The sequence below is a fragment of the Bartonella sp. AA1HLJMS genome, from assembly GCF_042197445.1.
In the GTDB taxonomy this organism is placed as follows: Bacteria; Pseudomonadota; Alphaproteobacteria; order Rhizobiales; family Rhizobiaceae; genus Bartonella.
The window spans coordinates 11,778-37,918 of the sequence record NZ_JBHIRW010000017.1 but is presented as its reverse complement, the minus strand read 5'-3'; the positions used below and the strand labels follow the sequence as shown (position 1 = coordinate 37,918).

The following is a 26,141-nucleotide window of genomic DNA, read 5'->3' as shown; positions in this document are numbered from 1 at the left end:
TCTTCTTGCCATTTTTGCGTGTTTTTGCTGCCGCCGCCACCGCCACCGCCGCCACTGCCCATTGATTGTTGAAAGTGGTTAAAGTCTGAAGGAAGGGCGCCACTGCTCCCTTGCTTGTTAAACATCTCTTTCAATCCCGAAATGTCAGGCTTGACATTTAAGGAGTTATATAACTGTTTCGCTTGATCGAGTTGGCTCTTTAATTGCTCAAGCTGTTGTGCACCTTGTTGAATTTGTTGTTCTGCTTTTGCAACTTGTTCTTTCAATCTTTTGGCTTGCTCTATATTTTCCAGCAGTATTTTATAATCAAAGGGACCACCTCCAAATGCATTTGCTTGAGGTCCAAAAGAAATTGCGCAAAGAGCTGTTGCCAATAAAAGTTTTTTCATTGTTTTGACCTTTCTTGAAAAATAGGAAGCCATTTTTCTGGAGATTGTCCAACTTCATCCATAATGGTCTCTAGGAGTTCAATATTCTTGGTGGTGCCACTTAAAATGGCTATTTCATCATCAAAGCCGCGTAAATTCAGTTCTGCTACAACTGAACTTTGTCCTTGTTTGATGAGAAAACGCCGTGACTCACGGCTTAATTCTGATTGTATCAGGTTAAATTCTCTGTCCGATAATTTAAAACCTTCTACATAATCCCCATGATTGCCCTTTTGATTGGGAAAATAAATCTGTGTGGGGCATTGCTCTATAATGGTGTGGGCAATGGTCGAATTGATCGCATCTTTGGGAGATTGCGTTGCAAACAACATCAAACCATTTTGTTTACGGATAGTTTTCAGCCTGTCTTGCGCAAAGGCTTTAAAGGAATCATCCTCTAAGGCTTTCCAAAACTCATCAATGACAATGATAATACGACGTCCATCAATCAGAGACAAAATCCTATGAAAAAGATACATCATTAAGGGGGGACGAATTTCATTATTGTCTAAAAAATCCGTCATGTCATAACCAATAAATTTTGCATCAATGCCAATGTCGTCATCAGGATTGTCAAAAACCCACCCTAAGGCATTGCCTTTACACCATCTCTCTAAACGACCCGCTATCCCCTCCCTATGCGTGGTGTCAAAAAACATTTGTAAGGCCGATATCGTCCGTTGTTCTTTGGGTAATAAGGCAAGTTGGTCAACAGCAGCAGAAATATCTTGTCTTTCTGATTCACTGATCTTTTGATCTTCAGACGAAACAAGCTTGATAATCCATTGGCGTAAAAAAACTCTATCTGCTGGATTGTTATAGTCTAAGCCTTTTAGCGGTGCTATGCCTGTCGGTCTACCATTCTTCAAGGGCATATAAGTGCCGCCACCCGCTCTGACAAAAAGTTCTGCGCCCCGATCTTTGTCAAAAAAGACCATATTGGGATCATGCTTTTGAAGTTGTGCTAAAAGAAAATTAACAATAACCGTTTTCCCAGAACCAGAAGGACCACACACAAACGTATTGCCTAAATCTCCAAAGTGAAAGTTAAAATAAAACGGTGAACCAGCAGAGGTTTTCATCAAGGCTACCGCTGGTCCCCATACATTGCCATCTATTTTTCCAACCGGAAAAGAATGAAAAGGAGAAAGCGCTGCATAGTTGCGGCTTGTTATTGCACCAGAGCGGGTGCGATAAGCATAATTGCCAGGCAATTGTGCCCACCAAGCTGCTGCTAACCCTAAGTCTTCCCGCGCAATCACAGCCCCACCATCTGTAAGACGAGAACGCGCTTTGGCAAGATTATCCGCTAACTCTTGCGGCGTATCAGCAAAAACTGCCAATGATAAATGATGTTCCCCTAAAACAAAACGATTGGATTCAAGATCATCAAGCGCATCATCCAGTTCCATAATTTGTGAACCTGCTCGATCTCCTGCATTGACCATTTGATTCTGTTTGCGCCCCATAATTTGCTTGGCAGCATTTTTGCTCTTGAAAATAAACGATTGGGTGAAAATAAACTCAAAGGGAAGGGTGAGCAAACCATCCGCCATGCCTACCCTAGTTTTTGCTGGATATTCTTTCCAACCAAACATGCCCGCAAACCGCTGTGCCGCCTCATAGCGTATTTCTATGATCTCTTTCCCAAAAATGAGACGGTCTGAATAAACAGTCGAAGCTATCGTCCCCCATGTGAGAGGTATCCGTTCACGACGACCTCCCACCAATTGGTGGATAAACTCACTTTGCTGCGAATAAATATTACCTTCATGTTCATAAAGACTCAGTCTTTTTGCACCATAACGCTCTAAATTTTGAATAAGATCTGTGGTAATATCTTCAAGCTTGCGAATGGACTCTGCATCAACTTCTGTCTTTTCTTGCTTGGCTTTGCCTAAACGTTTGAAAAACTCCACTAATTTATCCGTTTGATCAACGTGTGGATTCCACAAAATAGAAAGATAAAGATCATTGCGATAAAGCTCCTGTGAAATCATCCGCTCGCGATATTTATCATCTAATTGCTTGGCAAATGCCGATCTGAAATTCCCATCCGGATAAATCGTTTCACGCTTTCTGATAATATGGCTATAAAGCGCTATCCGTTCATCCGCTATGTTTTTAAACAGATTATTGAGCTGTTCGTGAAGCACATTCAGATCAATAATATCCGCTGTCTCAAAGTTAATCCCTTCAAGTTTAATAACGCTCATGAGAGCGCGTGAATCCAGCGCAATGATGTGTTTATTGACATGGCGCACATAAGGAATGATCGCCTCTGGCTGCTTTTCACGTTTGCGCTCTGTTCTATTCATTATAATTCCTCATAATTACGAATTAATCGTAATGGAGAAATACTTCCCCCACCCCATAGACTCGAATTTCTGGCAAAAATAGATGTCTTTTGCCATGTCAGAAGAATACGAAATTTGTTATGGTCATGCTTTAGGATTTCCTTGAATATGAAATGCAGCATCACACCAAAGGTTAGAAGAAAAATATTGCCTGCCATAATGAACAATATCATCGTTCCTATCCCATTTAATCCCATAGCTTCCACTGTTACGCCCGCAATCATTGCAGGGCGCGTGCAAGCAAGAAATAACGTATCTTCTGTTAGCTTGTCATGCTCTTTCATGGCTTTGAAAGGCAAAGTTTAATGGGAAAACATTGATACGATTTGCGTTGCACCCATAACAATGCCGATGCCAACACAAACGAAAAAAGCTTTACGCATTTCAACATAACCAGCAATCCATGCAAGCCCAATACCAGCAACCGCAATGGTTGCAATTGATGTTGCAATTTTTCCTGTTAAAGCTTCAATTATTTTATCAAGAGCAGTTTCAATTTTTCCGAAGCCGCCATCGGCAAATGCTGGTTCACTCAGTGCCATGAAGGCAATAAACAGCATCAATGCTGCTGTTAACCATTTCTTTTGGGTGTTGGATAGAATAGTTTTTTGTAAGGTATGTTCATTAATGAACGAATTATTCATGTTTTTCATGAAAATTCCCCCGCTTTATGTTTAAGTTAATCACAAAATTAATATTCAAAATATTAATCGGGAATCATATAAATGAAAAAAATAAATTTTTCTATCGATAAATTAATAATATTTAATCTTTTATTATTTAATGAACAAAAAATATAGTAATATTCAAAATGATACTTTTAAAATATCTTCGAGCAGCGCCTAAATATATTTTCTTAATTTGTATTATTATTTTAGGATACTTTTATTTCAGTCAACATACTGAAAATATTATGCAATTTTCTCTTTTTGAAGGATCAGAAAAGACAATTGGAAACCCCGTTCAAAGTCCGAAGTCACAATTGATAGATTATGCAAACCAACAAGACGTAAATCAACAAAATGTGGTATTGCATCCAGAACCACTCGCATCACAATTTTATGAAGAAAATGTGCCGGTCTATTCCGGTGCTATACAGGTTACAAGTGGTGTGACCTTTAAAATGATCACGCTTGTAGATGATGGATGGAGAAAAAAGATCATCCGTGATATCCGTTTATATGGTGTGGAAAGCTGTGAAATGAGGCAATTTGCCTCACGCAACGGAGTTAAGTGGCCTTGCGGTGCTTTTGTTACGGCTTGGCTTGTTTCAAAAACAATTGATAAAAAGGTTACTTGTCGGCAAGCACGTGTCGTTCAACAGGTTCATTATGCACAATGTTTTGTAGATGGGGTTGATCTGGCGCGGTTGGGGCTGGCAGAAGGGTTGATGGTGTTGACAAAAGATCAGCATCATTTTCCATCCCCCGCAGACTATAAAACTCTACAATCTGCTGCTCAAAAAGCACAAAACGGTTTATGGTCGAGCCAATTTCAACAACCAGAAGATTGGCGAAGAGATCATGGGAGCTATAATCCCATTGACCATAATTAATATTGACCATTATTAATAAAGCGTTCTCTCAAGCGCTATTTAAAAATCAAGACAATATTCTACTGCAAATCTTATCAGAAAAAAGTTAATTATAATCCACGCAGTCCTTGGTGGACAACGCTCGTTATGGAAAATTGTTGTGTTTAAAATATCCTATAGGTTGTTTACTATAGCGCTATGGGAGAGCGCGTTTCCTTGGCTATACGTCATTTCGTTTTGCTTTTTAAATGAAAAGCTCTTCGCTTCTCAAACTCTTAATAATCGCACCCCAAAATCATGACATCAAACCTGCATTTAAATGAGAAGGCTAAAAGCCTTAAGTTTTAAAGGCTGGGAAATTCTGTAAAAGCGTATCGTTAGGCGCACGTGTGCCCCTTATCAATAACCAAAAGGCTTATCTTGTTCTTTTCTCACGCGGCTTTGAGATCATGATTAAAGAGAAAGCTTATAGGGGGATAAGTCAAAAGAAAGTGATGAAAATAATAAGGTATTTTAAGTGATATATATTTGAAAATATTATAAAAAAGACAAGAAAAGATAATAAATGGGTATTTTGTTATATAAATACTTAGCGTTAAGCGGATAGGTTATGAAAAGCCTTTCCAAAGTTTTTAAAACTGATTGTCTTCATACGTGTTAAAGTGTACAATGACGTTGTCGGGTGTGAGTTACACAAAATACTCTTTTAGTTAGAGATTGATAACTCACATTTTATTGTCGTGGGGTATTTATTTAATATGCATGTCCACGATCTGTATCTGGCGATTTTGTTTCAAAAAACTTTTTAGCTTGTTCTTCTTGTTGGGCTCTACGTTTTTCCTCTTCACTTTTACCACAACCTGTAATATTCAATCCTATAGTCAATAGAGCCAAGCATATTAAAATAAATTTTTTCATTTTTCCCCTCTTTAAAAATTATATGTATTAATCTCATCAATTATATCGGAATACAGATTTAATTATCGTGATCTTTTGTTTTTTATTAGTATTGTTAATGGAAAAATATGTGAACAGTTTATTGTAAATATCTTATAAGTCTATCATAATAAAAAATGAGAAGGAAAGAGCCAAAACCTAATATAAACGAACAAATTGTAATGTTTATTAGTGCTTTTGACCAACCTATTGATAATATTATAATAGGAATTGTAAACAATCCCACAAACCCTATTATCACTATAAGGCTTAGTATCAATCTTAAAGGACCACGAAGCCATAAAAGCAAAAGGACGAGCGCCTCTTTGCTTATTTGTGATTTTGACATTATTTTCCCCTCACGCGCTTAAATCAAGATGCTCCACAATATACACAGTACGATAAATGATACAAGTTATTTTGTTATAAAATCTTCAAGATCTGTTTGATGTTCAACGGATGAAATATCCGGTTTGGTAGAAGATGATTCTATTTGATATTCTTTCATAAAAGCAACTTTTTCTTCTTTGAATAACAGAATAGGATTCACCCAGTATTGATTAGGCAATTTTGGTTTCAAAATTCCTTTTTGTATAAGTTCTCTTAAACCGTTGTGAAAAGTTCTGTCGACCATATCGCGCTTTTTTCCATTTATACCCCCATCAAACCAAATTAAGGTAACGCTGCTGGGATCTTCGTTTGTTGATTTATTAGATCGATATTCTTCTAAAACTATTATCAAAGCACGATGTCCTGTACGAGATAAATTAAAAATTGCTTGAATGCCATCAGCAAATATTTCTATAAAATTTTCTTTATTTGTTTTTTCTGTGACGTGAATTATAGGTATGACCTCTATTTTATCAGTATCAGAATTGATAAATTTTTGTTGTGTAATGGACGTTTTTACAACTTTCTTATCTGTAAAAATTTCAGATTTTTTGAAAAAAGAATTTTCATACGGGGAATATTTTTGCTTTATAAATTCAAATCGATGACGTGACCTTCGGTTCTGAAAAAAGCTTATGAAAATATAGAGAAAGGCAGAAACGGAACATCATTTCCTTCAAAAAACAATAAATGGCTTCGAATTAATCTAGGACTTCTAATGCAAGCATTGCCTTATGTTGTTATGTTCATGAAAAATGGGTTGCAATCTGAAAGAGAGTGTAGCGGTTCTATGGAATTTTTAGCAAAATGAAGGGGATTTTTTTCAGGTATTTGAAGAAGCTAAAGAGACTATGAGGAAAAAAATGTGCTTTCTTTTGTTATAAAAGAAAGCACACTGAGGGGGAATTTAGAGTGACAGTTTTACATATTTTACTTTGAAAAGCGGTCTTTTTTATCTTTTTTCCACAAAAAATAAGTTGCAAGTCCGAGAATGGGAACACTCAATTTGGCAAAAGGGAGATGTTGACCGAGAGCTGCAAGGCTGGAAACAGTCGCATCTGTCATGAGTTTGTGGCGTTGTTCTTCTGTCTTTTTTTGTTGGTCATAGCGTTGATAAGTTTTGAGAACGCGACTGATAATAAGACTTAATCCCGCAAGAGAAAGACAAATTAAAAACATGATACTGGCGGCAGCAAGAGGCTTCATAACAGAACATAACGCAATAAAACCGATGGTACATAAAAAAAGCAAAGACATGAAGAATGAAATGCTAATAAACCCATAGAAAATTGCTTGAAGGCGTACTTGCTTGACTGTGCTTTTAAGCCCTCCACCGACAAGATGGTTTAAAAGAGGAGCGATAAACTTATGCATTGCTTAACGACGTAGTAATTGAGAAAGAATAAAACCAACCCCTGCGGCAAACAAAACGCTTTTGCCAGGGTTTTTGCGAACGCATTGGTTCAGAGTTTGTTCAAGATCACTGATTTTGTCTTTTGCTTGAGACATCATGTCTTCACCACTTTCTTTCGCTGAGTGATATAGTTTTTCCGCTTTGTCTTTGGCGGCGTTGAATTTGTTTGCACCAAGATCTGTTAGGGTTGAGGTAATCCCTGAAATTTCAGTGCGTAACGTTTCTAATTGTCCTTGTAGGTCTTTTTCTACGGCTGTTTTATCGTGCTGTGTTGTTTTATTATGGGCCATGGTATTTTTCCCTCTTGATTCATTATATTTGTATTGGTGTGTTCATAGTGATCATTTGCATTGGAGTGAAAATTTTCACTGCTTGAGTAACGCCAAAAGCTTTTTTTGGTTCCTTTCATTTTGTTGAATTTAAAACTGTTTTTGATAAAATAAATCTTTCCTATACGATATGCTTTGTCTGTAAAGGGTCGCATCTGTTGAGAATTGCCTTATGCTTTTGCAGAAATTTAGCACCATTCTTCAGTTTCTCGTGGCGCAGTTTTTTTATAAAAGTTTTTTAAAAGTGTGCTGAGACCTATTTTTTAAGCTTGTGACAGCTAAAAAACATCGTTGTTGCGATTTTGCGGCAGAAGTACTGTCATTTTTATACTTTTGCAGCAAAGAAAAAGAAAATAATATTGCGGCTCTTTGCTCTCTATGTATTTGGGGGCAACATGCGCTCCCCATGATACTTTTGGTCAGTTTAAGATATTGCGATCGTTCTTTTTTAAAAACGTAAGGTATATTTTTATTTTAGGATAGGAGAGGTACTTTAGTGCACTGGTTGTTAGAGAAGTGCATATCCTTTTCTCCGAGGATTTTATGATATTTTTGCTGCTTGTTTCATGTAAGCAAATATTTTGTTGGCTTTAAAAGAGCTGCTGAAATGAGAAAAGCTTTGCGATATGAGAGATTTATTTAACAGGAACGATGATAAATTATTCTTATAAATTAAAATATTATATGCGATACTTCTTGTAAGTTTATCATTTTGCCTAATTTATGCAATAAATTGATTGGGTAAGATAAACTTGTTGAATTGTTAGAGAAAAATTTCTTGAGTAATTTCTTTAGAATTAAGAGAGAGCTTGTGAAATAAAACTATACTTGATTTATCAAGTTTTCTTTCTTAAGAGGAATACACAAGTGACGTTAAAAGGGTCGTGGCATTGTGGAACAGTGATGCTATGCGGGGTGACGATCCAGCTCATAAATAAAGATAAGAGCACAAGAATGTGAGATAAAAATGGAATCTGAAACAGTCCCTTTAGATAAAACAGTCCCTTTAGATAATATGTCTTCTGTATTGACAGTGCATGATTTTTCTCCTCTTTCTATGTTTATGGCTGCTGATTGGGTGGTAAAAGCCGTTATCATTATTTTGTTACTTGCTTCACTTGTGTCTTGGACAATTGCTTTTGTGAAAATTGTCGAGATCACTTTGGTAAAACGAAGAGTACGTCATGAACTTCAATTGGTTCTAAATGCTCAGACTCTTACGCGTTTGGCAGCTAGCTTGAAAGAAAGCAAAGGAGCTGGTGTATTTTTTCTCAAAGAAGTTCTTAAAGAGGTGTATCTTTCTGCACAACAGGTTCATTTTTCTGCTCCTGAAGGGATAAACGAAAGCTCTGGTGAAAAAAACAGTACAGGGGAAAGTGCACAAACGATTGAAGATATTCTCTTTTATGAGGAGAGCAATCAATATGAAGATGTTTCCCGCGATGTTCGCGATGCTAAGGCTCGTGATGTTCATGAAGGTTTAAAAGAAAGGGTTCATTCACTTTTGTCACGCTGCTTGCTGGCTGCTACACGCCGTGTTGCATGTGGAAGCGCTGTTCTTGCAACTATTGGCGCAATTGCTCCTTTTGTTGGCCTTTTTGCAACTGTTTGGGGAATTATGAATTCTTTTATTGGGATTGCTCAGTCTCAAACAACGCGACTTGATGTGGTGGCGCCTGGAATTGCTGAAGCCTTATTCGCAACGGCTGTTGGGCTTTTTGTAGCTATTCCCGCCGTTGTTATGTATAATAGCCTTATGCGTGCTTTGAGTGGTTATCGCAGTGATTTAGGTGATATCGCTGCTGCTCTTGAAAGGCTCTTGAGCCGTGAACTTGATAGACAAAGACAACAGAAAAGTCATAAAAAATGAAAGCAAGCCTTAATAATGATTGGGATATAGACGAGAGTGGGTTGCAAAGCGAAATCAATGTGACCCCTTTTATTGATGTTGTATTGGTGTTGCTTATTGTTTTTATGGTTGCTGCGCCTTTGGCAACATCTGCCATTTCCGTTCAGCTTCCTTCTATAACTCAAGCACCTTCAGTGGTTCAGTCTGATGAACCTCTTTATGTTACGTTGCAAAAAGATCGTTCTCTTTACATTGGTGATCATCTTGTAGAACAAGCAGCTTTGAGAGAAGCTTTGTTGAGGGAAACTACGCAAAATTTAGAGGCAAAAATTTTAATCAAAGCGGATAGCGAAATTGATTATGGTACTGTCATCGATTTATTAAATCAAATACGCATGGCTGGATATCATAAAATCGGTCTTGTAGGATTGCAAAACTCTACCAATCTTGTCTCAAGAGGTGAGATCAATAATAAAACAACAGGGGTAGCGGATGCTGCTGTCGATGGAGCGGGTGGTAACGTTGTGGGGCGTGTGGATGCCGTAACAACGGGCACTGCGGGAAACGCTAATATTCCAGCCGATGTCTCTGATCAGTGATAAAAAACAGCCTTTGTTGCAGGAAGCAAAGCATATTACTCAAAGTCGTAGAGTGAAATTGATGAGGGTTCCGTGGATTTATTAAACCAAATACGCATGGGTTTGATATTATGCAGGGGTTTCATATATTGAATCGGTTTTTTTAGGATTAAGCTCTACTCATCTTGCCGCAAGAGGTGCGATCAAGAAAACAGCAGAGGCGATTGTTGTGTATCTTAATACATCTTAAAGCCTTTTTTGCGGCGGTGTTCATAAATGGTATAACGGTAAAGCCCCCGTAAAATAATCAAAAAACCTATCAAACATCACCATCTTTACGCTTAACAAAAGAGCAAGCGAGCACCATTATCGTATTTATATTTTTTTCCCAATGTTGCGATAGTGTTTAGGACACGTATTCATTATAGGCATTTTTCCAGTTTTTATCTGCATGCTAGCCACGTTTGGAATGTGAGAAACATGCTTTTGATTGATTTAATATAAATAGGCTTGCCATAAAACAATCTTACAGTATTGAGATTTCTCATTTAAGTTGAAAGACAATTCATTATTATTATAAATCAATATGATGTATAGATTGTCGACATTACAAGCAGTGTGTGAACGCTCAATGGTTAGTGCCAATGTTTTTGTTATGGGGGAGGGGTATCTGGTGATAATGAAGTTTTGTATAGTGCACGAGACGTAATTGAGAGATGCTTGTTTAGAGGTGCGTTTAGTGAAAAAACTTTGAAAGCAAATGCGCACTCCTTCTACACTTTAAAAGCCCAAGGGACTTCTAGTGAAAGAGTGGTTGGGTATGTGTTATTTTGAGAGTAGAGATTTTTCAGAGCTTCTTAAGTGTGTCCCGTTGAACCAAAACCTCCTGTTCCACGGCTCTCGTTATGGCTTTGGGTATTTTGCTCTGGTTCAATGGCGCAAACATTAACTTGAGATACGGGGGCGATGACTGTTTGGGCAATGCGCATGCCTCGTTGGATGGAAAAGTCTTCTTGTCCTAAATTGATAAGAAGGACTTTGACTTCACCACGGTAGTCACTATCAATCGTTCCTGGAGTGTTGAGGCATGTGATGCCGTGTTTTAAGGCTAAGCCAGAGCGTGGACGTATTTGTGCTTCAAACCCAAGAGATAAATGAAAAATGAGACCTGTTGGAATAAGCGCCCGCTGCCCAGGGGCAAGAACAAGCGTTTCTTCTTCTCCAATTGCTGCCCGTAGATCAAGACCCGCAGAACCTGCTGTCGCGTAGCAAGGAAGTTCTAAACCTTGTCCGTGTGCAAGACGCTGAACAAATAAAGTCTGGGCATGTGAAGATTGAGAAGAGACAGGATGGTTGTTTAGAGGGACGTTTGTTTCAGTGTGCGACATGATCGAGGCATTTCCAAAATATGAGGTCTAGAAGAAAATGATACTTTAACAAAAGATATCTATAAAACCAAGTCGATAAAGGTGTGTGGATATAGGTTGTCCCCAGAGCTTGCTTATCATCTTTGGCTGACCTAAAATATTCCACAACACCACCTAACATTATCAATGGCATTTTTCAATAATGGCATCATCAAGGATGGCTTATGCCTAGGGGCATGCGCTTATTTGAGATCTAAATTATGGTTACAGATAAGATTTTTTAGATACTACCGATAAGAATACCCGTGGCAAAAACCAGAGCACCACCAATGATGACCTGTAAAGAGGCGCGCCAAAAGGGAGTTGACATGTATTTGTTCTGAATCCAGACGATGGCGCCTAGTTCAAAAAAAACAATGATAAAAGCAATAATTGTTGCTACATAAAAAGAGTTGATCAAATAGGGAAGAGTATGACCTAGTCCTCCTAATGTTGTCATAATGCCGCTGGCAAGACCTCTTTTTAATGGCGAACCACGCCCTGATAATTTGCCGTCATCATGGGCTGCTTCTGTAAAACCCATTGAAAGTCCCGCACCAATTGAAGCTGAGAGCCCTATCAAAAAAGTTTGATGCGTGTCTCCCGTGGCAAAAGCTGCGGCAAAAATGGGGGCAAGGGTGGAGACAGAGCCATCCATTAACCCTGCAAGACCTGGTTGAATCCAAGTCAAAAGTGTTTGTCTTTGCGTTTTCGAAGGCTTTTTTATGGTGTGATTTGCCGCTGTTGTTTTTGGGGAGGGATGGCGGCTCTTTCCTTTCACAAGAGAAGTTCTGTCACATAATGAACCGATAGTGTTTGCACGATTATGGCAAGAAAGGCACAAAAGTTGCTTATAATTTTTAAGCTCTTGAAGCCCCATGGCGGTAAAAACCGCGGCTTCCTTAGAGGAATAAGGTGCTAGAGCTTTTGCATATTTTAAATAGAGCGCCGCATGTTGCTCTTTTAATTTGAGCGCTTTAAGTATCACGTTTTGTGCTGAACGAAAGGACAGAGCTTTACGTTGTACAAATGAAAAAAACAATTTCAACATTTTCTGTTCCTTTGCACTTTAGAATAATTCTAAAACATAAGAAAAATAAACCGAAAGTCAATCTAAAAGTTCAAAACTGAAAAATTGCAAAAAGGTTGCACTGAGAAAAAAGGTGCTGGGATGCTGAGAAAGTACAAGGAGATTTATCAAATGGAGACGACAGGGGCGCATGAAAGAAATGATTACGTGAAAAAATTTAAGAGACAATGTGCTTTATTTTGCTAAAGGGGCGTTTGAATGGAGCATTTCAATGTATTGATGTTCGAGAATATAGGAAAGGAATAAGCTAGCATCATCATTCATTTTATGCGTTCAAAAGACTGTAACAGCTCTTAGAATTTGAAATGATTCTTTTAAAGGAGATCTTTATTCAAGGGATAAAAGCCCATTTCGCGTGGGGGGCCCCGTGAAGAGTATAGAAGGGTAGAGCAGCAAAATGTCCATGAAATAATATAAACTCCATTGAGTCTTCTTAATCTTTACGCTTCGTAAAAGAGCAAGCCGGCATCATCATACACCTTAGCTCCCAGTGTTGCGACAGTCTTTAGCACGGTTCATTATAGGCATGGCATTTTATTGTACAGTTTTTACGCCACTCATTCTGCTTGTGGAGGTGTAAGACAGTATTCTTATGATATTTACGCGCATTTTAGCGTTGTTACAGCTTTTGCATTTAGGTGGATTTGTTAGCGTGTAACGAATTATCTTTTGTGCTGTGATTGCAGGGGCAGGTTTAAGGGTGGGGGTGCATAAATGAGAGAGATATTATCATATCAAACTGTTTGATCACGCATAAAAATTTATGCTTTATGAAGGGGCATTTATCGCCTTGTAACTTGCCTGATATCTTGCATGAAAGCCCAAAATTCAGTAAAATTCTCTCACTTCAAAACTTCTTATCTTAAATCAATTCAAATCATTTTCTTGTGTATCACAAGGAGGAGTGTGGGTGCTGTGTTTTTATTTAAAGTATGGGATGAGTTGAAATGTGAAAAGTGCATAATCTCTACGCGTTAACAAACGTTTTTGATGTTTTTAAAAAAGAGCGAAATTGTGCAGAAAAAAAGGGAGCATATATGGAAAATAGTGATAGTTTGAAATTTTGGCGGCTTTCTGAAAAACTAACAATACTGCAGGCAGCGCTTTTAATAGTTGGATTAAATCTAGGAAAGTATTTGTTTGTCAACAAATTAGAACCAGAAAAAAGTGATATTTACGAAGATAACCTTTCCGTATCATCAGAGAAAACTGCTAATTTCCGTGCAGCCTATCATGCTATCGTTCAAGCGGGAAAAAGCAATCGATTAGAGATAGAATGGTCGTACTATAATTTTTCGGATTTTATAGATGCAGATTCCTCATATGTTCGCGTTGATGATTTAAAAGAATGGCTTTCATCGCGTGGTCTGTACCCTCCATTTTTTTCCCTGAGGATGATTCTGCTGAGACTAAGGATCAGAAATATTATGCGTTTCAAGATCCAACGCATCCACGTTATGCTCCAAAGCTTGCTGCTATTGTTGCAGCATGGGAAGCGGTGAGTGAGGCTGAGGGTGGTAAAACTGTTAAAGGAACGCTTATAAAGTGGCTTAGTGAACATGCCGTTCAGTACAAGTTGGTGGATGATAATAATTTACCAAGAGAGAAGCTCATTGAGGAATTAGCGGCTGTTGCGAATTGGGAACCTACCGGAGGGGCGCCTAAGACACCTGCCAATTAATTTTATCAAAAGAAAAAAAATAAAAAGATCACTAAAATTGTGCTGCTTTTTTTGATAATTTTGAAGGTAATCTCTTTTTCTGGGGGAGATTTTTACTTTTCTTCCCTAGATTATAAGTAATTGTTTTTCAATGAAAATAATTTTTATAATGTTCCAATGACTGTTCAGATGGGGGAAAATAGACATTTTGCGGCAGTAAAATTTACCCTGTAGTTTTCGTAACTTACCTCTCTATTTTTGTTTGATTTTTTTGGGCACTTTGCAATCCATTATAAATTGAAATGAGAATGCAACATGAGAAAAATATTTTCTTTTTTGACGGTGCGTGGAAGTGCAAAAAATCCTCAAGTAAATGCACCGATAAATACACCGATATTGGAGCAGCCTGTTGCCGATGAGGTGGTGCGTAAATCGTTTAGAATAGGTCTATTATCGCGTTGGTTAAAGTTTGAACTTATCGTTGTTATGGAAAAGGTCAAAACTGAGCGCTATACGTTCTCTCCATAAAGAAATCTTGTCATCTATGAGCGAGTGAGGATTTCTCTTGAAAAATTTGCACAATAGCAAAACTGGTTAGCAAAACCCGTTCTTTGGCGTAACAAAAAGGATGTCATAAATGATTATCTCATCATAAATATGCTTTAAGAATAACCCGTGCGTGGCGAAAGTCTATGGCGTAGTCGCTATAGATTTTTGCTCCGTGTGTGATGATCAATACTCTTGTTTATCTCTTGTCAATGCAAGTGCCCATGAAAGTGATGAGTGTCTATTGTTCCATTGTGATGCTTGGTGGTTCATGTTTAGAAACGACAAGTGTATTAAATGCGATAGGGCTGATAGAAAGGAAAACGTATCCTGTAAAAAATAGGTATGTCTTTAAAATAAAGCTGATAAACGAAATTATTTTTTTATCTACCTTTTATATGGTGAGAGAAAGGTATTCAAAGTGCAAGCATAAGCAATTCAGCAATAAATCCCAAAATAGCATAGATCGTTTCTAGGAGAAGAGGAAGAAAATCTATCTGTAAAAGCTATGTTGGGTCGTGTGACAGGTGAAATAATGCGGTTAGGGCAATAAACAATTGTTATTGGTGAAGAGATAGAAATCGGTTGGGTGTTGATTTCTGTTTTACTACAGAATTTTCTTTGTTCTCTCGTAAAAATACTATTTTGAGGTGTGGTGATGTAAGTTCTGTGTTTAGCGTTATCGTTATCAATCGGTTATCATATGGTAAGTAAACTAATATTATTCAGATTATATAAGCATTATTAGCTCTCTTTAACAGAAACAGATGCGTTCAAAGATGAATGGAGTATTCTGTGTAGTCTTAAAGCGTTTGAATCATTAAATGCTCTTTACTATTTTTTTCTTTTCAAAAATGCTGGCTTTTTCATCCGCTTCATCCGTATTGAGGGACGTAAATAAACAAGTTGTGAGGTCGAATATCTTTTGGTAAATTGAGCGATTGAACACTTCAAGAGCGCGAAGAACAAGGGATTGTTTGTTATGCCAAATTATGAAATTTTTTTCAATCTTGGAAAGATATTCCCATTGCGGAAAATCATATAAAGTTTAAGCAACGGCAGAACGATTTTTTGTGCAATGAAATGATAAGTATGTACAACATCTCGGTAATCTCCGTGGGAAACTTTACCGGATCCAAGGTGTGGATATTGTCTTCTGCTTACCCAAAATCGCAAATATTTCAAAACAACAACGGTGGAGAATGAATGTTGGATATGTTCTAGGGAAGGTTGCAAAAAATGGCAGTTTTCAAAAAAATACCAAAAATGACGAAAGGAGCGGTTTCCCACTCCTTCGTTCCTATCTCCCCTTGCGGGGAAGCGGCCACCATTACTGATGCCGTGTATGGTGATATAGATACACTTATTTTTCTCAAAAGTCAATAGTGTAAATGCGGTAAATATTTAAGCATCAGAGCTACAACTTTATGAAAATCTTCGCAGGATAATCTTGGAACGGTACGTGAGCAACTTAAACGACTTACAGAAACTGTTGTGACATAATTGCAGATAATCCATGCTTTTTTATTCTCTATGGGAGATTGTATTGGATACGCAGCGGGATTATTGGGTTGTGATTTCGTTGAAAAAGGTAAAACTGTCACATTTCCATATAATTTTGCATTCTTAGAAAGCACTAAAACAGGCCGCTTTTTCCAAAATTCAGGGAGTATCGAATCATGAGGAAAATCGCACCAAAAAACTTGCCTGATGCGTGGTGCCGATTTGATTCGTGGTTTTATATGAGGTGGTTTTTCGTAAGGCGCATTTAAATCCCTTTCTTTTATATGCTCACGCCATGCATTATGATCATGTTCCATCATAACACATGGTTCTTCAAGTTTGGTTATATCTAAGGAAATAGGTGATAGGGTAGAAGGCTCTGTGTTCTTATCTTCAGCCATAGCAGACCATTTATATTTATTGGTCCCCTCACTTATTATTTTACGGCTTTTCTATCACGAGTTTTTATCAAAATGTTGCTTATAAGTACAGAGAGGTGAAACCATAAAATGGATGTATCTGCTTATTTTTGTCTTTTGAGTACAACGCTAGAGGAGGGATGTTGGTGACTCGTTGGTGTGGGTGGGTTGGTTTGGCGGTGGGTGGTTCTGGGTGGGGATTGGTGACTGGAGGGTTGTTGGTAGGGGAAAGCGATTGGAGAGAACGAGTGCACGCGGTTTCGTTTCTATTTTATGGTTAGAGTTTTTTATGGACTGAAAGGAGCCCTTTTGAAGTAATATAGAGGCTTATAAGGGAGAAAAATAGGCTTGAGACGACATTCCAACCGGCAAATGAGAGAAAAAGAAAGCGTGCGGATGCTTCAGAACAAGAAGGAGGATGAATGTTGTTTAATTGGTTAAGCAGCTGGTTAATGTCTGAGGTTTTTCTGACTGCGCTTAAACCACAACTGAGGGGAGCTGCCCAAAAGCCATATTCAACACCCGCATGATAAACGGCTAAAACAAGGCTGATGCACATTAAGACAAAAACACACAAAAATAAAAGTTGTATCCAAGCAGTTATGCGAAAAAAACATGCCCCAAAACCTGCTAAGAGCAAAAATGGTATGGCTCCATAATAAGGAAAACGTTCTATGAGACATAAATCGCAAGGAAGATATCCTCCGAAATATTCAAAACCAAGGGCAATCCCTATTGTGGCAGACAAGCAAAAAGCGAGAAAAAAAGCCCATAAACTTTGTTCTTTTCTGCTGGGTTCAAGATGAAGGTGTTTGTGTAAAAGTGGGTGAGAAGACAAAACGCATGCCATTAAGTCTGTTCCTTATAAAAGCTTCCTGTTTAAAAAAGCTATGAAAATCCCATAAATTAAAAGGAGGCTAACACAACCAATGAGAACAATCCATTTAAAATGCTGTACTAGAAAATTCATTGCTTTTTGCCCAAAATGTTTAATCAGCCACGCGAGAAGATAAAAACGAGCGCCTCTGGAAAAAATACAAATAAGAATGAAAAATTCAAGACGCACACTCATAACACCGGCCAAAATTGTGACAATCTTGATGGGGGGAAGATGAAAAAAACCTGATGTTATCAGTAAAATGATGAGAAACTGCAGGGTTGCACTATTTTTCAGAGATTCAAAACTTTCAACCTTACCATAAATTTCTAAAATGGGTTTGGCAAGGGTATCATAGGCAAAATGTCCGATAAACCAACCGGCAATGCCTCCTAATACAGAACAGATCGTCGCAATCAAAGCATAACGATAAACCCGCTTTTGATGGATAAGCAGCATCGGAATATATAAAACATCTATGGGAATTGGAAAAATAGAACTTTCAATAAAGGCAATGAAACCAAGCCAGTGTGGTGCTGTACGCCGATTTGCTAAAGAAATCGTCCAAAGCTTTAATTTGTTTAATATCATGAGGCTTTTATAAGTTTAAGAGGTAAAGACTTTACAAATGAGATTGCTATAAATCCGGTAGAGAAATCCAATAAAGAAAGTATTTCATAAAATAGATAAGAAAATGATATGAATTCTTAAAAAATGAGAAGTCTTCTGTTGACGAATCTGTTCTTCTTCATATAGTGCAAAGGAATAATCGACAAGTCTGTCTTTTATAGTCCTGTCTTTTATAGCAGTGTGCGGGTGTGGTGGAACTGGTAGACGCGCCAGACTCAAAATCTGGTTCCGAGAGGAGTGTCGGTTCGAGTCCGACCACCCGCACCAATTCATAAATATTTTCCTTTATCCTATTATGGCGCATCACGTTGTTTTATAAAACATGGGGGTTATAAAACGTGGGATTTATAGACCGTATTCAATGTTTTGTATGTTGAATGAAAAACATTGAATACCGTAGGATTCTCTCATTTCAAGTCTGTTTATAGTAAATCAACTAAAATCATGTCGCTTGTACGTTACAAGCTAGATGAGCTCGCGTGGAGTGAAATTTTACAAAAAATGAATAAAAATGCCTCTTATGAACCGTTTCAAGGGCATCATTGGAGGTAAAGTATATGATGGATGGTGCCAGCTTGCATTTTTATGAAGTGTAGAGATGGTGCTCTATAGATTTTATATTCCTGTGGGTGCTGTCGCAAAATGGGCTTGAGGGTTTTGAGAGCTGTTTCTTTAAAACACGCATGTGAATTGGCAACCCAAGTGTCTTGGATTTGAGTGTGTTTGGTTTGAAGCGTTGTCGTATGACATGAGGGGCGTGATCGCCAAAAAGATATGTGAGCAACAAAAGCATGGGGTAGTGCGTAATCTCCTCTCTTTAAAAGGCAGAGTTTTAGAGGTTTAAAAAATAGTGCTTTAGAGGCTTTATAGATTTTATATTCTTGTAGGTGCTGTCGCAAAATGGGCTTGAGGGTTTTGAGAGCTGTTTCTTTAAAACACGCATGTGAATTGGCAACCCAAGTGTCTTGGATTTGAGTGTGTTTGGTTTGAAGCGTTGTCGTATGACATGAGGGGCGTGATCGCCAAAAAGATATGTGAGAAACAAAAACATGGGGCAATGTGTAATCTCCTCTCTTTAAAAGACAGGAGCATGAGAGGCTTAAAAGATTATGCTTTAGAGGCTTTTGAAAGTCGTAAAGCAGAGGGAAATGGTAAGATTGGAAATTGGTTTTTACCTTGACAACTTCATGTGCTCCCTAAATGAAGCTGTCTCCCCGTTATAGAAATTACATAAACAGAGAACCGCAATATCCTCTCTCCACTCTGGCATACAATAGCGGTAAAATACTGTCGTTTGAAGTGTGGTCATATAGGGCATACTTCCTTGAAACGTTACAGTATTTTTTTCGGTGTGTGTTGGATATTCTTCAGTGTTTGTCTTGCTTGAGATTTAAGGGCATTCCATGAGGAGGAACCCAAAGAAGCCCGCCCAATATCCCCCAAGAGTCTCCAAGGGTTTTTGTGCTTTTATAAACGGACATGGTGTTTAAAAATGGGTGTTTAGAATCTTTATCCTTTAAGAGCGGGGAGGCCAAGTCAACATCATCTTATAAAACTGCAATTGATGCACAATATCTATATTTATTTTAAAGAAATATCTCTTAAATAACGGCTCTCATTTATTTTACGATGGCGCCCAGTGGTATGATGGTAAAGCTTTATATTCCAAAGGCATTACATGAAAGGCTGAGAGGATAGGAGCTTGCTTTAAGAGAGGGAGAGGCTTTATTGTTTCGTGACTATTTGTTTACAGTTTAGTACAGGTTTTTAGAAGCTACGTCTTTTTAGGGGGAAAGGGGCATTAAAAAACCCCGTTTTTAACAGGGTTTTTTAATCGTTCAATTTTTCTAAAAAAACTTAGAATTTATAAGCGATACCAAAGCGAACATCATGCGTTTGAGAAGAGATTTTAAGGTTATCGTTTGCAAATTTCTTTTTAAAAAAATCTGAATAACGATATTCTGTCCGCATAATGATATTATCTGTCATTGCAAGATCAAAACCACCACCAACAGTGTAACCAAACATTGTTTTTGTCTCATCTAACACATTGCCAGAAGCAAAAATTGTCGAATCTTCTTGCGATTTTGATAAAAGTGACATGATATATTGCATCTGTCTATAGGCTATACCCCCTGCAATATAAGGCATAAGACGATGGGAAGCAAAACCAATGCGCGCGCGCGTGGCACCAGACCACGTTTCTTTCAATGTTACACTGCTAACAACAATGTCACCATAGTTGGATATCGTTTCACCCTGAGCTGCAGGTTTTATGATAGGAATCCCAGCTTTTTTAAAGGCAATGTTAATGGAGTTTGATTCATCTAGAATTTTCTTTCCATTGTCTGTTTGGGTGCTTTTCCTCCCAGACCAGACCATGTCGGTATCAAAACCGAAAACAAGATCTCCCAGATCAATATTAGAACCTGCATACAAACCTGCTCTCAATCCTGATAGTTTCGGTGATAAATCTCTATCAACCCAAGCCCATTTTCCGTCCCTGGCTTCTTGTGCGTAATTTAGAGTATTTTTATTGGAAAAATATCCAATTTGTCCTCCAAAATAAAAACCAGACCAAGAAAAAGGCGCAGAAACAGTAACCGGTGAAATACGTGACGATGAAACATCTTGCAATGAAACCTTCGGTTCTGATTGCTTAAAGATTACCGTATCTGCTGCTTGCGCTGTTGAAGCGGTAATGAAGGTGAAAATAGATAGTGCAACTAAACATTTTGTTTTCATAAAAACGTCCCCAATTTATTTCAGATACAAATCATATTATATACAAATTGGTTAAAAAAATCTATACTTAATATCATTATGAAAACTAAAACACTCAAAAACTCTATAATTATCCATATTTAAGCGTTCTTAAAACTTGTTTTCATGCTATTATGCCGGGTTTATATTGATTTTTCAGGATTTTTTTATACGCTTTCAGTGTTCTCTGTGTTTTAGAAAAAATTATAGTATAGTAAATAAGCTTTTTACTTATTAAAAAAACATTATTTTATATATATTAAAACACTTTTTGTTATTAAATGTATTATCCATTATGATTGACATCAATGTGCTTACATATTCAATTGATCGTAAAAAATGCATATTGGCACCATCATATTCTTTGCTCGTTTCTGATATTGCATAGCTTTGTATTGCGATAGCCTTTTGAGCACTTGAGGGGATGAGCGACTTTATTTCTTTTTTATCTATATGCCACTTTTGCTTATGATAATCCAAGCGAATAGTTTTGATTGATTGAATGGAATACGAAGAATAAGAAGGAGTAAAGTGCGAGAATCTCAAGTCTCATGAGGTTTCTTATGCGCCATGTAAAACGGATAAACTCTCCGTTCCGTTCACTTAAAGCCAGAACGTGGATGAGAGCCTAAAAACTGAAAGTCGTTGGCGATTTTAAAGAGATTAGCGCGTGCCATTCAGGTTTTTGTGGAAATGGGTGAGGGCGCTATAATGGGCAAATGCCTCCAATTTCTTGCGAGCTGTCAAGGATATCCCCGTTAGAGAGCTGATTGTTTCAGCAAAGGTCAAAACCTTTCGGTGCATTGAATTTTGTTCCAGCAGCTGTTCCTCTATTGAGCACCCCCATCTTCACGCTTCATAAAAGAGACATTTTTCAATGTTCCTAAACCCATTTCATGACAGCGATTGTGAATGATATAATAATAAATCTATTGAGCACTCCCATCTTCACGCTTCATAAAGGAGACATTTCTCAATGTTCCTAAACCCATTTCATGACAGCGATTGTGAATGGTATAATAATAAATCTATTGAGCATCTCTTTTACGCTTCATAAAGGAGCACGCCGGTACCATTACTATATTTGCCAGTTCGTGGGGTGTTGTGACAGTCCTCTCCACAATGTTGTGACAGAGGCCCCTTTTGTCCGTTGTGACAGTCCTTGGCACTTGAGGTGGTTCATTAGAGGCGTTTGTAGTCCTTATCGGATACAATTTCTATTCATACATTCATTGCGTTTGTGATGTGCAAGTCAGTGATTTTGATTGATGCAACATGGGACCGATTTAAAATGAGAAAATCTTACGGTATTTAGGATTCTCGTTCAATATGGATAACGCTAGATTATCATTATAAATAAACACATTATCTCATTGAGATAAGAGTTATCTACCCAATGTTATCAATAATGATAACATTGTAAAGCGTAACTACGATGAATTCATTAATCTTTTTATACTTCGATTGAAATTATGTCTATTAATACCGATAATACCGATTTTTTTGAGCTAATTCTGTTTGGTTGATAGCTAATAGATTTTCAAAATCAAGACGCGAAGCTAGAATGAAAAACACCTTAAGGTCATATCCATTTAAATCACTTTCTGCCAGTATAGCCATTGGGTGTTGAGCTATGACTATCCATGCCTTTGCAAAACCGTTGTGCCTTTTAAGTACAATATAAGCAACAAAACCACCCATAGCATAAATGCGGATCAGAGCCTAAAATGAACGCTGTGGGTAATTGTTATCGGTCATCATCGGGGTGTTTACACCCCGATCTTTTGACAGAAAGATTTGTTTTAAGATGTTTGCATCTTTTTTAGTGGGTTGTTTATTGGGGAGCAATCATCTTTTTAGGATCAACTAATCGGTCATAATCCTCTACAAAAACACCTGCTTTTAATGCTTCGGTGCGCAAAGTTGTATCATTTTTATGCGCTGCTTTGGCAATTTCAGCAGCTTTTTCATAGCCAATTTCTGGTGCAAGAGCTGTGACTAACATGAGTGAGCGCTCCATGAGTGAGTGAATATGAACACGATTGGCTCGTAATCCTTGAATGCAATGCATATCAAAAGAACGCATGCAATCACCAAGAAGGGTAATTGATTGTAAAACGTTATAGCCAATAACAGGTTTATAAACGTTGAGTTCAAAATGTCCTTGGCTTGCGGCAAAGGTTACGCTGGTGTGATTACCAAAAACTTGGCATGCGACCATGGTTAAGGCTTCACATTGCGTGGGGTTGACTTTGCCGGGCATAATAGAAGAGCCTGGTTCATTTTCAGGAAGACTGAGTTCCCCTAAACCGGAACGTGGACCAGAGCCTAAAAACCGAATGTCATTGGCAATTTTAAACAGATCAGCAGCGAGAGCATTCAAGCTCCCGTGGAAATGCGCAAGGGCGCCATGATGGGCAAGTGCTTCAAATTTATTGCTGGCAGTTTGGAACGTTATTTCTGTGAGAGTGCTCACTGTTTGCGCAAAAGCAACGTCAAAACCTTTTGGCGCATTCAGCCCTGTGCCAACAGCCGTACCACCTTGAGCAAGCATTTGGACATCGGTTAGAGCATTTTCAATACGCTGAAAATTGGCTTCTAATGCGGCACGATAGCCTGAAAATTCTTGCCCTAAGGTTAAAGGGGTTGCATCTTGCGTATGGGTGCGGCCGATTTTAATGATATCTGCAAATTCTTGCTCTTTTTGTTTTAATGTCGCAATAAGAGCTTCAAGGATTGGCAGTAAGTGTTGGCGTGTTTGCAACGTGGTGGCAATGTGAAGCGCCGTGGGAAAGGAATCGTTCGATGATTGGCTCATGTTGACATGGTCATTGGGATGAACTGGTTTTTTGCTTCCAAGTTTTCCTCCCAAAATCTTACTAGCACGATTAGCAATGACTTCATTGACATTCATATTGCTTTGTGTGCCAGAACCTGTTTGCCAGACGGACAGTGGAAAATGCGTATCAAAATCGCCAGCAAGCACTTCATCAGCGGCGGCAATAATTGCTTTTCCAATATTTTCTGGTAGTTTTCCTTTGCCCATATTTACAATCGCTGCTGCTTTTTTGACAAGGACTAAGGCATAGATGATGGCAAGAGGCTGCTTTTCACTGCCAATATTAAAATTATGCAGAGAACGTTCAGTTTGTGCGCCCCAATAACGATCTTGACGTACCGAAATCGTTCCAAAGCTATCCGTTTCCTGACGTGTTTCAACCATGATAAGATCCTTTTTTGTTCACGGGTTCTCAAAAAAGATAGATAACGCGAAAGTGCAATAAGAGGCAAGACTTTGAAGCTTCATTTAGAGAAATTATTTTTATGGCTATTCTTGACATTGAGAGATGCCGATTTTATATCTAACACATGCTAGCACTCGTAATTTGAGAGTGCTAGCAAGAACTTTTAAGATTAATTCAATTATGTTCAGTTTTAAGGATTTAAAACATGGCTAATATACAATTCCGCCCACTTCACGACCGTGTCGTTGTCCGTCGGGTTGAATCTGAAAATAAAACGGCTGGTGGGATTATCATCCCTGATACAGCAAAAGAAAAACCCCAAGAAGGCGAAGTGATTGCTGTTGGCAATGGCGCTCTCGATGATAACGGAAAGCGCGTGCCTTTAGAAGTCAAAACAGGAGACCGTATTTTGTTTGGAAAATGGTCTGGAACTGAAGTCAAGATTAATGGGGAAGACCTCCTCATCATGAAAGAATCTGACATTATGGGAATTATGGGCTAATTGAAGCACTTAGTTTTTCATTGTGTACTATTTTGAGAAAACTCCAAGGAGAAATTAAATGGCTGCTAAAGAAGTCAAATTTGGCCGTGAAGCGCGTGAGCGTTTGTTGCGCGGTGTCGACATCCTTGCTAATGCTGTTAAGGTGACACTCGGCCCTAAAGGTCGCAATGTGGTGATTGATAAATCATTCGGTGCGCCTCGTATCACAAAAGATGGTGTATCCGTTGCAAAGGAAATCGAACTGGAAGATAAGTTCGAAAATATGGGTGCACAAATGTTGCGCGAAGTTGCTTCTAAAACCAATGATATCGCTGGTGATGGAACAACAACAGCAACTGTTTTAGGACAAGCTATTGTGCAAGAAGGTGTTAAAGCTGTTGCTGCGGGCATGAACCCAATGGATCTTAAACGTGGGATTGATGCTGCTGTTGAAGAAGTGGTGGCAAACCTCTTCAAAAAAGCAAAAAAAATCCAAACTTCAGCAGAAATTGCACAGGTGGGAACAATTTCCGCTAATGGCGCTGCTGAAATCGGTAAAATGATCGCTGATGCTATGGAAAAAGTGGGCAATGAAGGCGTCATTACCGTGGAAGAAGCTAAAACCGCTGAAACGGAATTAGAAGTCGTTGAAGGAATGCAATTTGACCGTGGGTATCTTTCCCCTTATTTTGTCACAAATGCTGAGAAAATGGTCGCTGATCTTGATGATCCTTACATTCTCATTCACGAAAAGAAATTGTCTAATTTGCAATCTCTTCTTCCTGTGCTTGAAGCTGTTGTTCAGTCTGGAAAACCACTTCTCATTATTGCTGAAGATGTGGAAGGTGAAGCTTTGGCAACGCTCGTTGTCAACAAATTGCGTGGTGGTTTGAAAATTGCTGCTGTAAAAGCTCCTGGATTTGGTGACCGTCGTAAAGCAATGTTAGAGGATATCGCTATCTTGACATCCGGACAGGTTATTTCTGAAGATGTGGGCATTAAACTTGAAAATGTCACTTTGGATATGCTTGGACGTGCAAAGAAAGTGAATATTTCTAAAGAAAACACCACCATTATTGATGGTGCTGGACAAAAGGCTGAAATTACTGCTCGCGTCAATCAAATCAAGGCTCAGATTGAAGAAACAACTTCTGACTATGACCGTGAAAAATTGCAAGAAAGACTTGCTAAACTCGCTGGTGGTGTTGCTGTTATCCGTGTGGGTGGTGCAACAGAAGTTGAAGTGAAAGAAAAGAAAGACCGTGTTGATGATGCTTTGAATGCAACACGTGCTGCTGTTGAAGAAGGTATTGTTGCTGGTGGTGGTACCGCATTGTTGCGTGCAGCAAATGCGTTGACCGTTAAGGGAAGTAATCCTGACCAAGAAGCTGGTATTAGTATCGTTCGTCGTGCTCTACAAGCACCAGCGCGCCAGATTGCAAGCAATGCTGGTGAAGAAGCCGCTATTATTGTGGGCAAAGTGCTGGAAAATAATGCTGACACTTATGGTTACAATACCGCAACTGGTGAATTCGGTGATTTGATTGCTTTGGGAATTGTTGATCCCGTGAAAGTTGTGCGCTCTGCTCTTCAGAATGCGGCTTCAATTGCGAGCCTTCTGATCACAACAGAAGCAATGGTTGCTGAAGTTCCAAAGAAAGATACACCAATGCCTCCGATGCCTGCTGGCGGAATGGGTGGAATGG

Annotated in this window: 23 protein-coding genes, 1 tRNA gene and 1 pseudogene; 9 read left to right on the top strand and 16 right to left on the bottom strand. The window is 38.4% G+C overall.

Annotated elements, in window-relative coordinates:
* The 4 genes from ACFIQE_RS06010 to ACFIQE_RS05995 all read right to left on the bottom strand — a co-directional run.
* Positions 1-389: type IV secretion system protein (locus tag ACFIQE_RS06010; RefSeq protein ID WP_375707386.1), on the bottom strand; the 389-nt coding region annotated here is incomplete at its 3' end.
* The gene (locus tag ACFIQE_RS06005; protein WP_375621774.1) at positions 386-2,746 is read right to left on the bottom strand and encodes a VirB4 family type IV secretion/conjugal transfer ATPase; all 2,361 of its coding nucleotides are present in this window, start codon (positions 2,744-2,746) and stop codon (positions 386-388) included. The genes ACFIQE_RS06010 and ACFIQE_RS06005, both read right to left, overlap by 4 nt.
* Positions 2,746-3,069, bottom strand: coding sequence for a type IV secretion system protein VirB3 (locus ACFIQE_RS06000; RefSeq protein WP_375617900.1), 324 nt, complete (start codon positions 3,067-3,069; stop codon positions 2,746-2,748). Before ACFIQE_RS06000 ends, ACFIQE_RS06005 begins: the two co-directional genes overlap by 1 nt.
* A gap of 18 nt (positions 3,070-3,087) precedes the next feature.
* Positions 3,088-3,438: a TrbC/VirB2 family protein gene (locus ACFIQE_RS05995; protein ID WP_375613238.1), complete on the bottom strand. Its 351-nt coding sequence runs from the start codon at positions 3,436-3,438 to the stop codon at positions 3,088-3,090.
* A gap of 158 nt (positions 3,439-3,596) precedes the next feature.
* Between ACFIQE_RS05995 and ACFIQE_RS05990 the strand changes: the two genes are divergently transcribed.
* Complete coding sequence (locus tag ACFIQE_RS05990; RefSeq protein ID WP_375621775.1) at positions 3,597-4,340, top strand: nuclease; 744 nt, start codon at positions 3,597-3,599, stop codon at positions 4,338-4,340.
* Between the two features lie 732 nt (positions 4,341-5,072).
* On the opposite strand, the gene ACFIQE_RS05985 is transcribed toward ACFIQE_RS05990, so the two are convergent.
* The 4 genes from ACFIQE_RS05985 to ACFIQE_RS05970 all read right to left on the bottom strand — a co-directional run bounded on the left by ACFIQE_RS05985 (position 5,073) and on the right by ACFIQE_RS05970 (position 7,349).
* Positions 5,073-5,237 carry a hypothetical protein gene (locus ACFIQE_RS05985; RefSeq protein WP_273758902.1) on the bottom strand — a complete coding sequence of 55 codons (165 nt, stop codon included), beginning with the start codon at positions 5,235-5,237 and terminating at the stop codon, positions 5,073-5,075.
* A gap of 433 nt (positions 5,238-5,670) precedes the next feature.
* Complete coding sequence (locus ACFIQE_RS05980; protein ID WP_375630505.1) at positions 5,671-5,997, bottom strand: hypothetical protein; 327 nt, start codon at positions 5,995-5,997, stop codon at positions 5,671-5,673.
* Positions 5,998-6,575: 578 nt separating this feature from the next.
* Positions 6,576-7,019 carry a hypothetical protein gene (locus ACFIQE_RS05975; protein ID WP_375702898.1) on the bottom strand — a complete coding sequence of 148 codons (444 nt, stop codon included), beginning with the start codon at positions 7,017-7,019 and terminating at the stop codon, positions 6,576-6,578.
* 3 nt (positions 7,020-7,022) lie between these two features.
* A complete protein-coding gene (locus ACFIQE_RS05970) occupies positions 7,023-7,349 on the bottom strand; it encodes a YqjD family protein (RefSeq protein WP_375640905.1) in 327 nt (108 codons plus the stop codon).
* Between the two features lie 1,006 nt (positions 7,350-8,355).
* Between ACFIQE_RS05970 and ACFIQE_RS05965 the strand changes: the two genes are divergently transcribed.
* The gene (locus ACFIQE_RS05965) at positions 8,356-9,258 is read left to right on the top strand and encodes a MotA/TolQ/ExbB proton channel family protein (RefSeq protein WP_375621589.1); all 903 of its coding nucleotides are present in this window, start codon (positions 8,356-8,358) and stop codon (positions 9,256-9,258) included.
* Positions 9,255-9,836, top strand: a complete 582-nt coding sequence (locus tag ACFIQE_RS05960) for a biopolymer transporter ExbD (protein WP_375707385.1) — start codon at positions 9,255-9,257, stop codon at positions 9,834-9,836. Before ACFIQE_RS05965 ends, ACFIQE_RS05960 begins: the two co-directional genes overlap by 4 nt.
* Positions 9,837-10,672: 836 nt before the next feature.
* On the opposite strand, the gene dut is transcribed toward ACFIQE_RS05960, so the two are convergent.
* On the bottom strand, positions 10,673-11,203 hold the full coding sequence (dut, locus tag ACFIQE_RS05955) for a dUTP diphosphatase (RefSeq protein WP_375631979.1): 531 nt from the start codon (positions 11,201-11,203) through the stop codon (positions 10,673-10,675).
* Between the two features lie 259 nt (positions 11,204-11,462).
* Positions 11,463-12,272 (bottom strand): VIT1/CCC1 transporter family protein, encoded by an 810-nt coding sequence (locus tag ACFIQE_RS05950; protein ID WP_375707384.1) that lies wholly within the window; start codon positions 12,270-12,272, stop codon positions 11,463-11,465.
* A 1,387-nt stretch (positions 12,273-13,659) separates the two neighbouring features.
* Here ACFIQE_RS05950 and ACFIQE_RS05945 point away from each other — a divergent pair.
* Together ACFIQE_RS05945 and ACFIQE_RS05940 are read left to right on the top strand one after the other, a co-directional pair.
* Complete coding sequence (locus tag ACFIQE_RS05945; RefSeq protein WP_375707383.1) at positions 13,660-13,992, top strand: hypothetical protein; 333 nt, start codon at positions 13,660-13,662, stop codon at positions 13,990-13,992.
* A gap of 294 nt (positions 13,993-14,286) precedes the next feature.
* Positions 14,287-14,499: a hypothetical protein gene (locus ACFIQE_RS05940; RefSeq protein ID WP_375674051.1), complete on the top strand. Its 213-nt coding sequence runs from the start codon at positions 14,287-14,289 to the stop codon at positions 14,497-14,499.
* Between the two features lie 1,397 nt (positions 14,500-15,896).
* On the opposite strand, the gene ACFIQE_RS05935 is transcribed toward ACFIQE_RS05940, so the two are convergent.
* On the bottom strand, positions 15,897-16,421 hold the full coding sequence (locus ACFIQE_RS05935; protein ID WP_375613249.1) for a type II toxin-antitoxin system PemK/MazF family toxin: 525 nt from the start codon (positions 16,419-16,421) through the stop codon (positions 15,897-15,899).
* A gap of 164 nt (positions 16,422-16,585) precedes the next feature.
* On the opposite strand from ACFIQE_RS05935, the gene ACFIQE_RS05930 reads away from it, so the two are divergent.
* Entirely contained in the window at positions 16,586-16,720 is a 135-nt protein-coding gene (locus ACFIQE_RS05930; RefSeq protein ID WP_375621584.1) for a hypothetical protein, read from the top strand.
* Here the strand turns inward: ACFIQE_RS05930 and ACFIQE_RS05925 are convergent.
* Both ACFIQE_RS05925 and ACFIQE_RS05920 read right to left on the bottom strand, forming a co-directional pair.
* On the bottom strand, positions 16,717-17,289 hold the full coding sequence (locus tag ACFIQE_RS05925; RefSeq protein ID WP_375621583.1) for a disulfide bond formation protein B: 573 nt from the start codon (positions 17,287-17,289) through the stop codon (positions 16,717-16,719). The genes ACFIQE_RS05930 and ACFIQE_RS05925 overlap by 4 nt on opposite strands.
* Positions 17,290-17,301: 12 nt before the next feature.
* The gene (locus ACFIQE_RS05920; RefSeq protein ID WP_375642872.1) at positions 17,302-17,907 is read right to left on the bottom strand and encodes a YqaA family protein; all 606 of its coding nucleotides are present in this window, start codon (positions 17,905-17,907) and stop codon (positions 17,302-17,304) included.
* A gap of 221 nt (positions 17,908-18,128) precedes the next feature.
* Between ACFIQE_RS05920 and ACFIQE_RS05915 the strand changes: the two genes are divergently transcribed.
* Positions 18,129-18,213, top strand: a tRNA-Leu gene (locus ACFIQE_RS05915).
* Positions 18,214-19,803: 1,590 nt separating this feature from the next.
* Here the strand turns inward: ACFIQE_RS05915 and ACFIQE_RS05910 are convergent.
* The 3 genes and pseudogenes from ACFIQE_RS05910 to fumC form a co-directional block, all read right to left on the bottom strand.
* Positions 19,804-20,691, bottom strand: coding sequence for an outer membrane protein (locus ACFIQE_RS05910; RefSeq protein WP_375621582.1), 888 nt, complete (start codon positions 20,689-20,691; stop codon positions 19,804-19,806).
* Positions 20,692-21,317: 626 nt separating this feature from the next.
* Positions 21,318-21,538 (bottom strand): annotated as a pseudogene (locus ACFIQE_RS05905) (lyase family protein); the annotation flags it as partial.
* Between the two features lie 1,005 nt (positions 21,539-22,543).
* Positions 22,544-23,932: a class II fumarate hydratase gene (gene fumC, locus ACFIQE_RS05900; RefSeq protein ID WP_375611602.1), complete on the bottom strand. Its 1,389-nt coding sequence runs from the start codon at positions 23,930-23,932 to the stop codon at positions 22,544-22,546.
* A 227-nt stretch (positions 23,933-24,159) separates the two neighbouring features.
* On the opposite strand from fumC, the gene groES reads away from it, so the two are divergent.
* Together groES and groL are read left to right on the top strand one after the other, a co-directional pair.
* The gene (gene groES / locus ACFIQE_RS05895; RefSeq protein ID WP_005774667.1) at positions 24,160-24,456 is read left to right on the top strand and encodes a co-chaperone GroES; all 297 of its coding nucleotides are present in this window, start codon (positions 24,160-24,162) and stop codon (positions 24,454-24,456) included.
* Positions 24,457-24,514: 58 nt separating this feature from the next.
* Positions 24,515-26,141, top strand: a 1,627-nt coding sequence (gene groL, locus ACFIQE_RS05890; RefSeq protein ID WP_375707382.1) for a chaperonin GroEL, incomplete at its 3' end; no start/stop codon positions are given.

Coding starts and splice junctions, on each gene's coding strand:
- ACFIQE_RS05995 (WP_375613238.1), bottom strand. CDS start 3,438: ATGAAAAACATGAATAATTCGTTCATTAATGAACATACCTTACAAAAA.
- ACFIQE_RS06005 (WP_375621774.1), bottom strand. CDS start 2,746: ATGAATAGAACAGAGCGCAAACGTGAAAAGCAGCCAGAGGCGATCATT.
- groES (WP_005774667.1), top strand. CDS start 24,160: ATGGCTAATATACAATTCCGCCCACTTCACGACCGTGTCGTTGTCCGT.
- ACFIQE_RS05960 (WP_375707385.1), top strand. CDS start 9,255: ATGAAAGCAAGCCTTAATAATGATTGGGATATAGACGAGAGTGGGTTG.
- fumC (WP_375611602.1), bottom strand. CDS start 23,932: ATGGTTGAAACACGTCAGGAAACGGATAGCTTTGGAACGATTTCGGTA.
- ACFIQE_RS05945 (WP_375707383.1), top strand. CDS start 13,660: ATGGCTTTCATCGCGTGGTCTGTACCCTCCATTTTTTTCCCTGAGGAT.
- ACFIQE_RS05950 (WP_375707384.1), bottom strand. CDS start 12,272: ATGTTGAAATTGTTTTTTTCATTTGTACAACGTAAAGCTCTGTCCTTT.
- ACFIQE_RS05975 (WP_375702898.1), bottom strand. CDS start 7,019: ATGCATAAGTTTATCGCTCCTCTTTTAAACCATCTTGTCGGTGGAGGG.
- ACFIQE_RS05935 (WP_375613249.1), bottom strand. CDS start 16,421: ATGGCTGAAGATAAGAACACAGAGCCTTCTACCCTATCACCTATTTCC.
- dut (WP_375631979.1), bottom strand. CDS start 11,203: ATGTCGCACACTGAAACAAACGTCCCTCTAAACAACCATCCTGTCTCT.
- ACFIQE_RS05985 (WP_273758902.1), bottom strand. CDS start 5,237: ATGAAAAAATTTATTTTAATATGCTTGGCTCTATTGACTATAGGATTG.
- ACFIQE_RS05970 (WP_375640905.1), bottom strand. CDS start 7,349: ATGGCCCATAATAAAACAACACAGCACGATAAAACAGCCGTAGAAAAA.
- ACFIQE_RS06000 (WP_375617900.1), bottom strand. CDS start 3,069: ATGAAAGAGCATGACAAGCTAACAGAAGATACGTTATTTCTTGCTTGC.
- ACFIQE_RS05910 (WP_375621582.1), bottom strand. CDS start 20,691: ATGAAAACAAAATGTTTAGTTGCACTATCTATTTTCACCTTCATTACC.
- ACFIQE_RS05920 (WP_375642872.1), bottom strand. CDS start 17,907: ATGATATTAAACAAATTAAAGCTTTGGACGATTTCTTTAGCAAATCGG.
- ACFIQE_RS05940 (WP_375674051.1), top strand. CDS start 14,287: ATGAGAAAAATATTTTCTTTTTTGACGGTGCGTGGAAGTGCAAAAAAT.
- ACFIQE_RS05990 (WP_375621775.1), top strand. CDS start 3,597: ATGATACTTTTAAAATATCTTCGAGCAGCGCCTAAATATATTTTCTTA.
- ACFIQE_RS05925 (WP_375621583.1), bottom strand. CDS start 17,289: ATGGCATGCGTTTTGTCTTCTCACCCACTTTTACACAAACACCTTCAT.
- ACFIQE_RS05965 (WP_375621589.1), top strand. CDS start 8,356: ATGGAATCTGAAACAGTCCCTTTAGATAAAACAGTCCCTTTAGATAAT.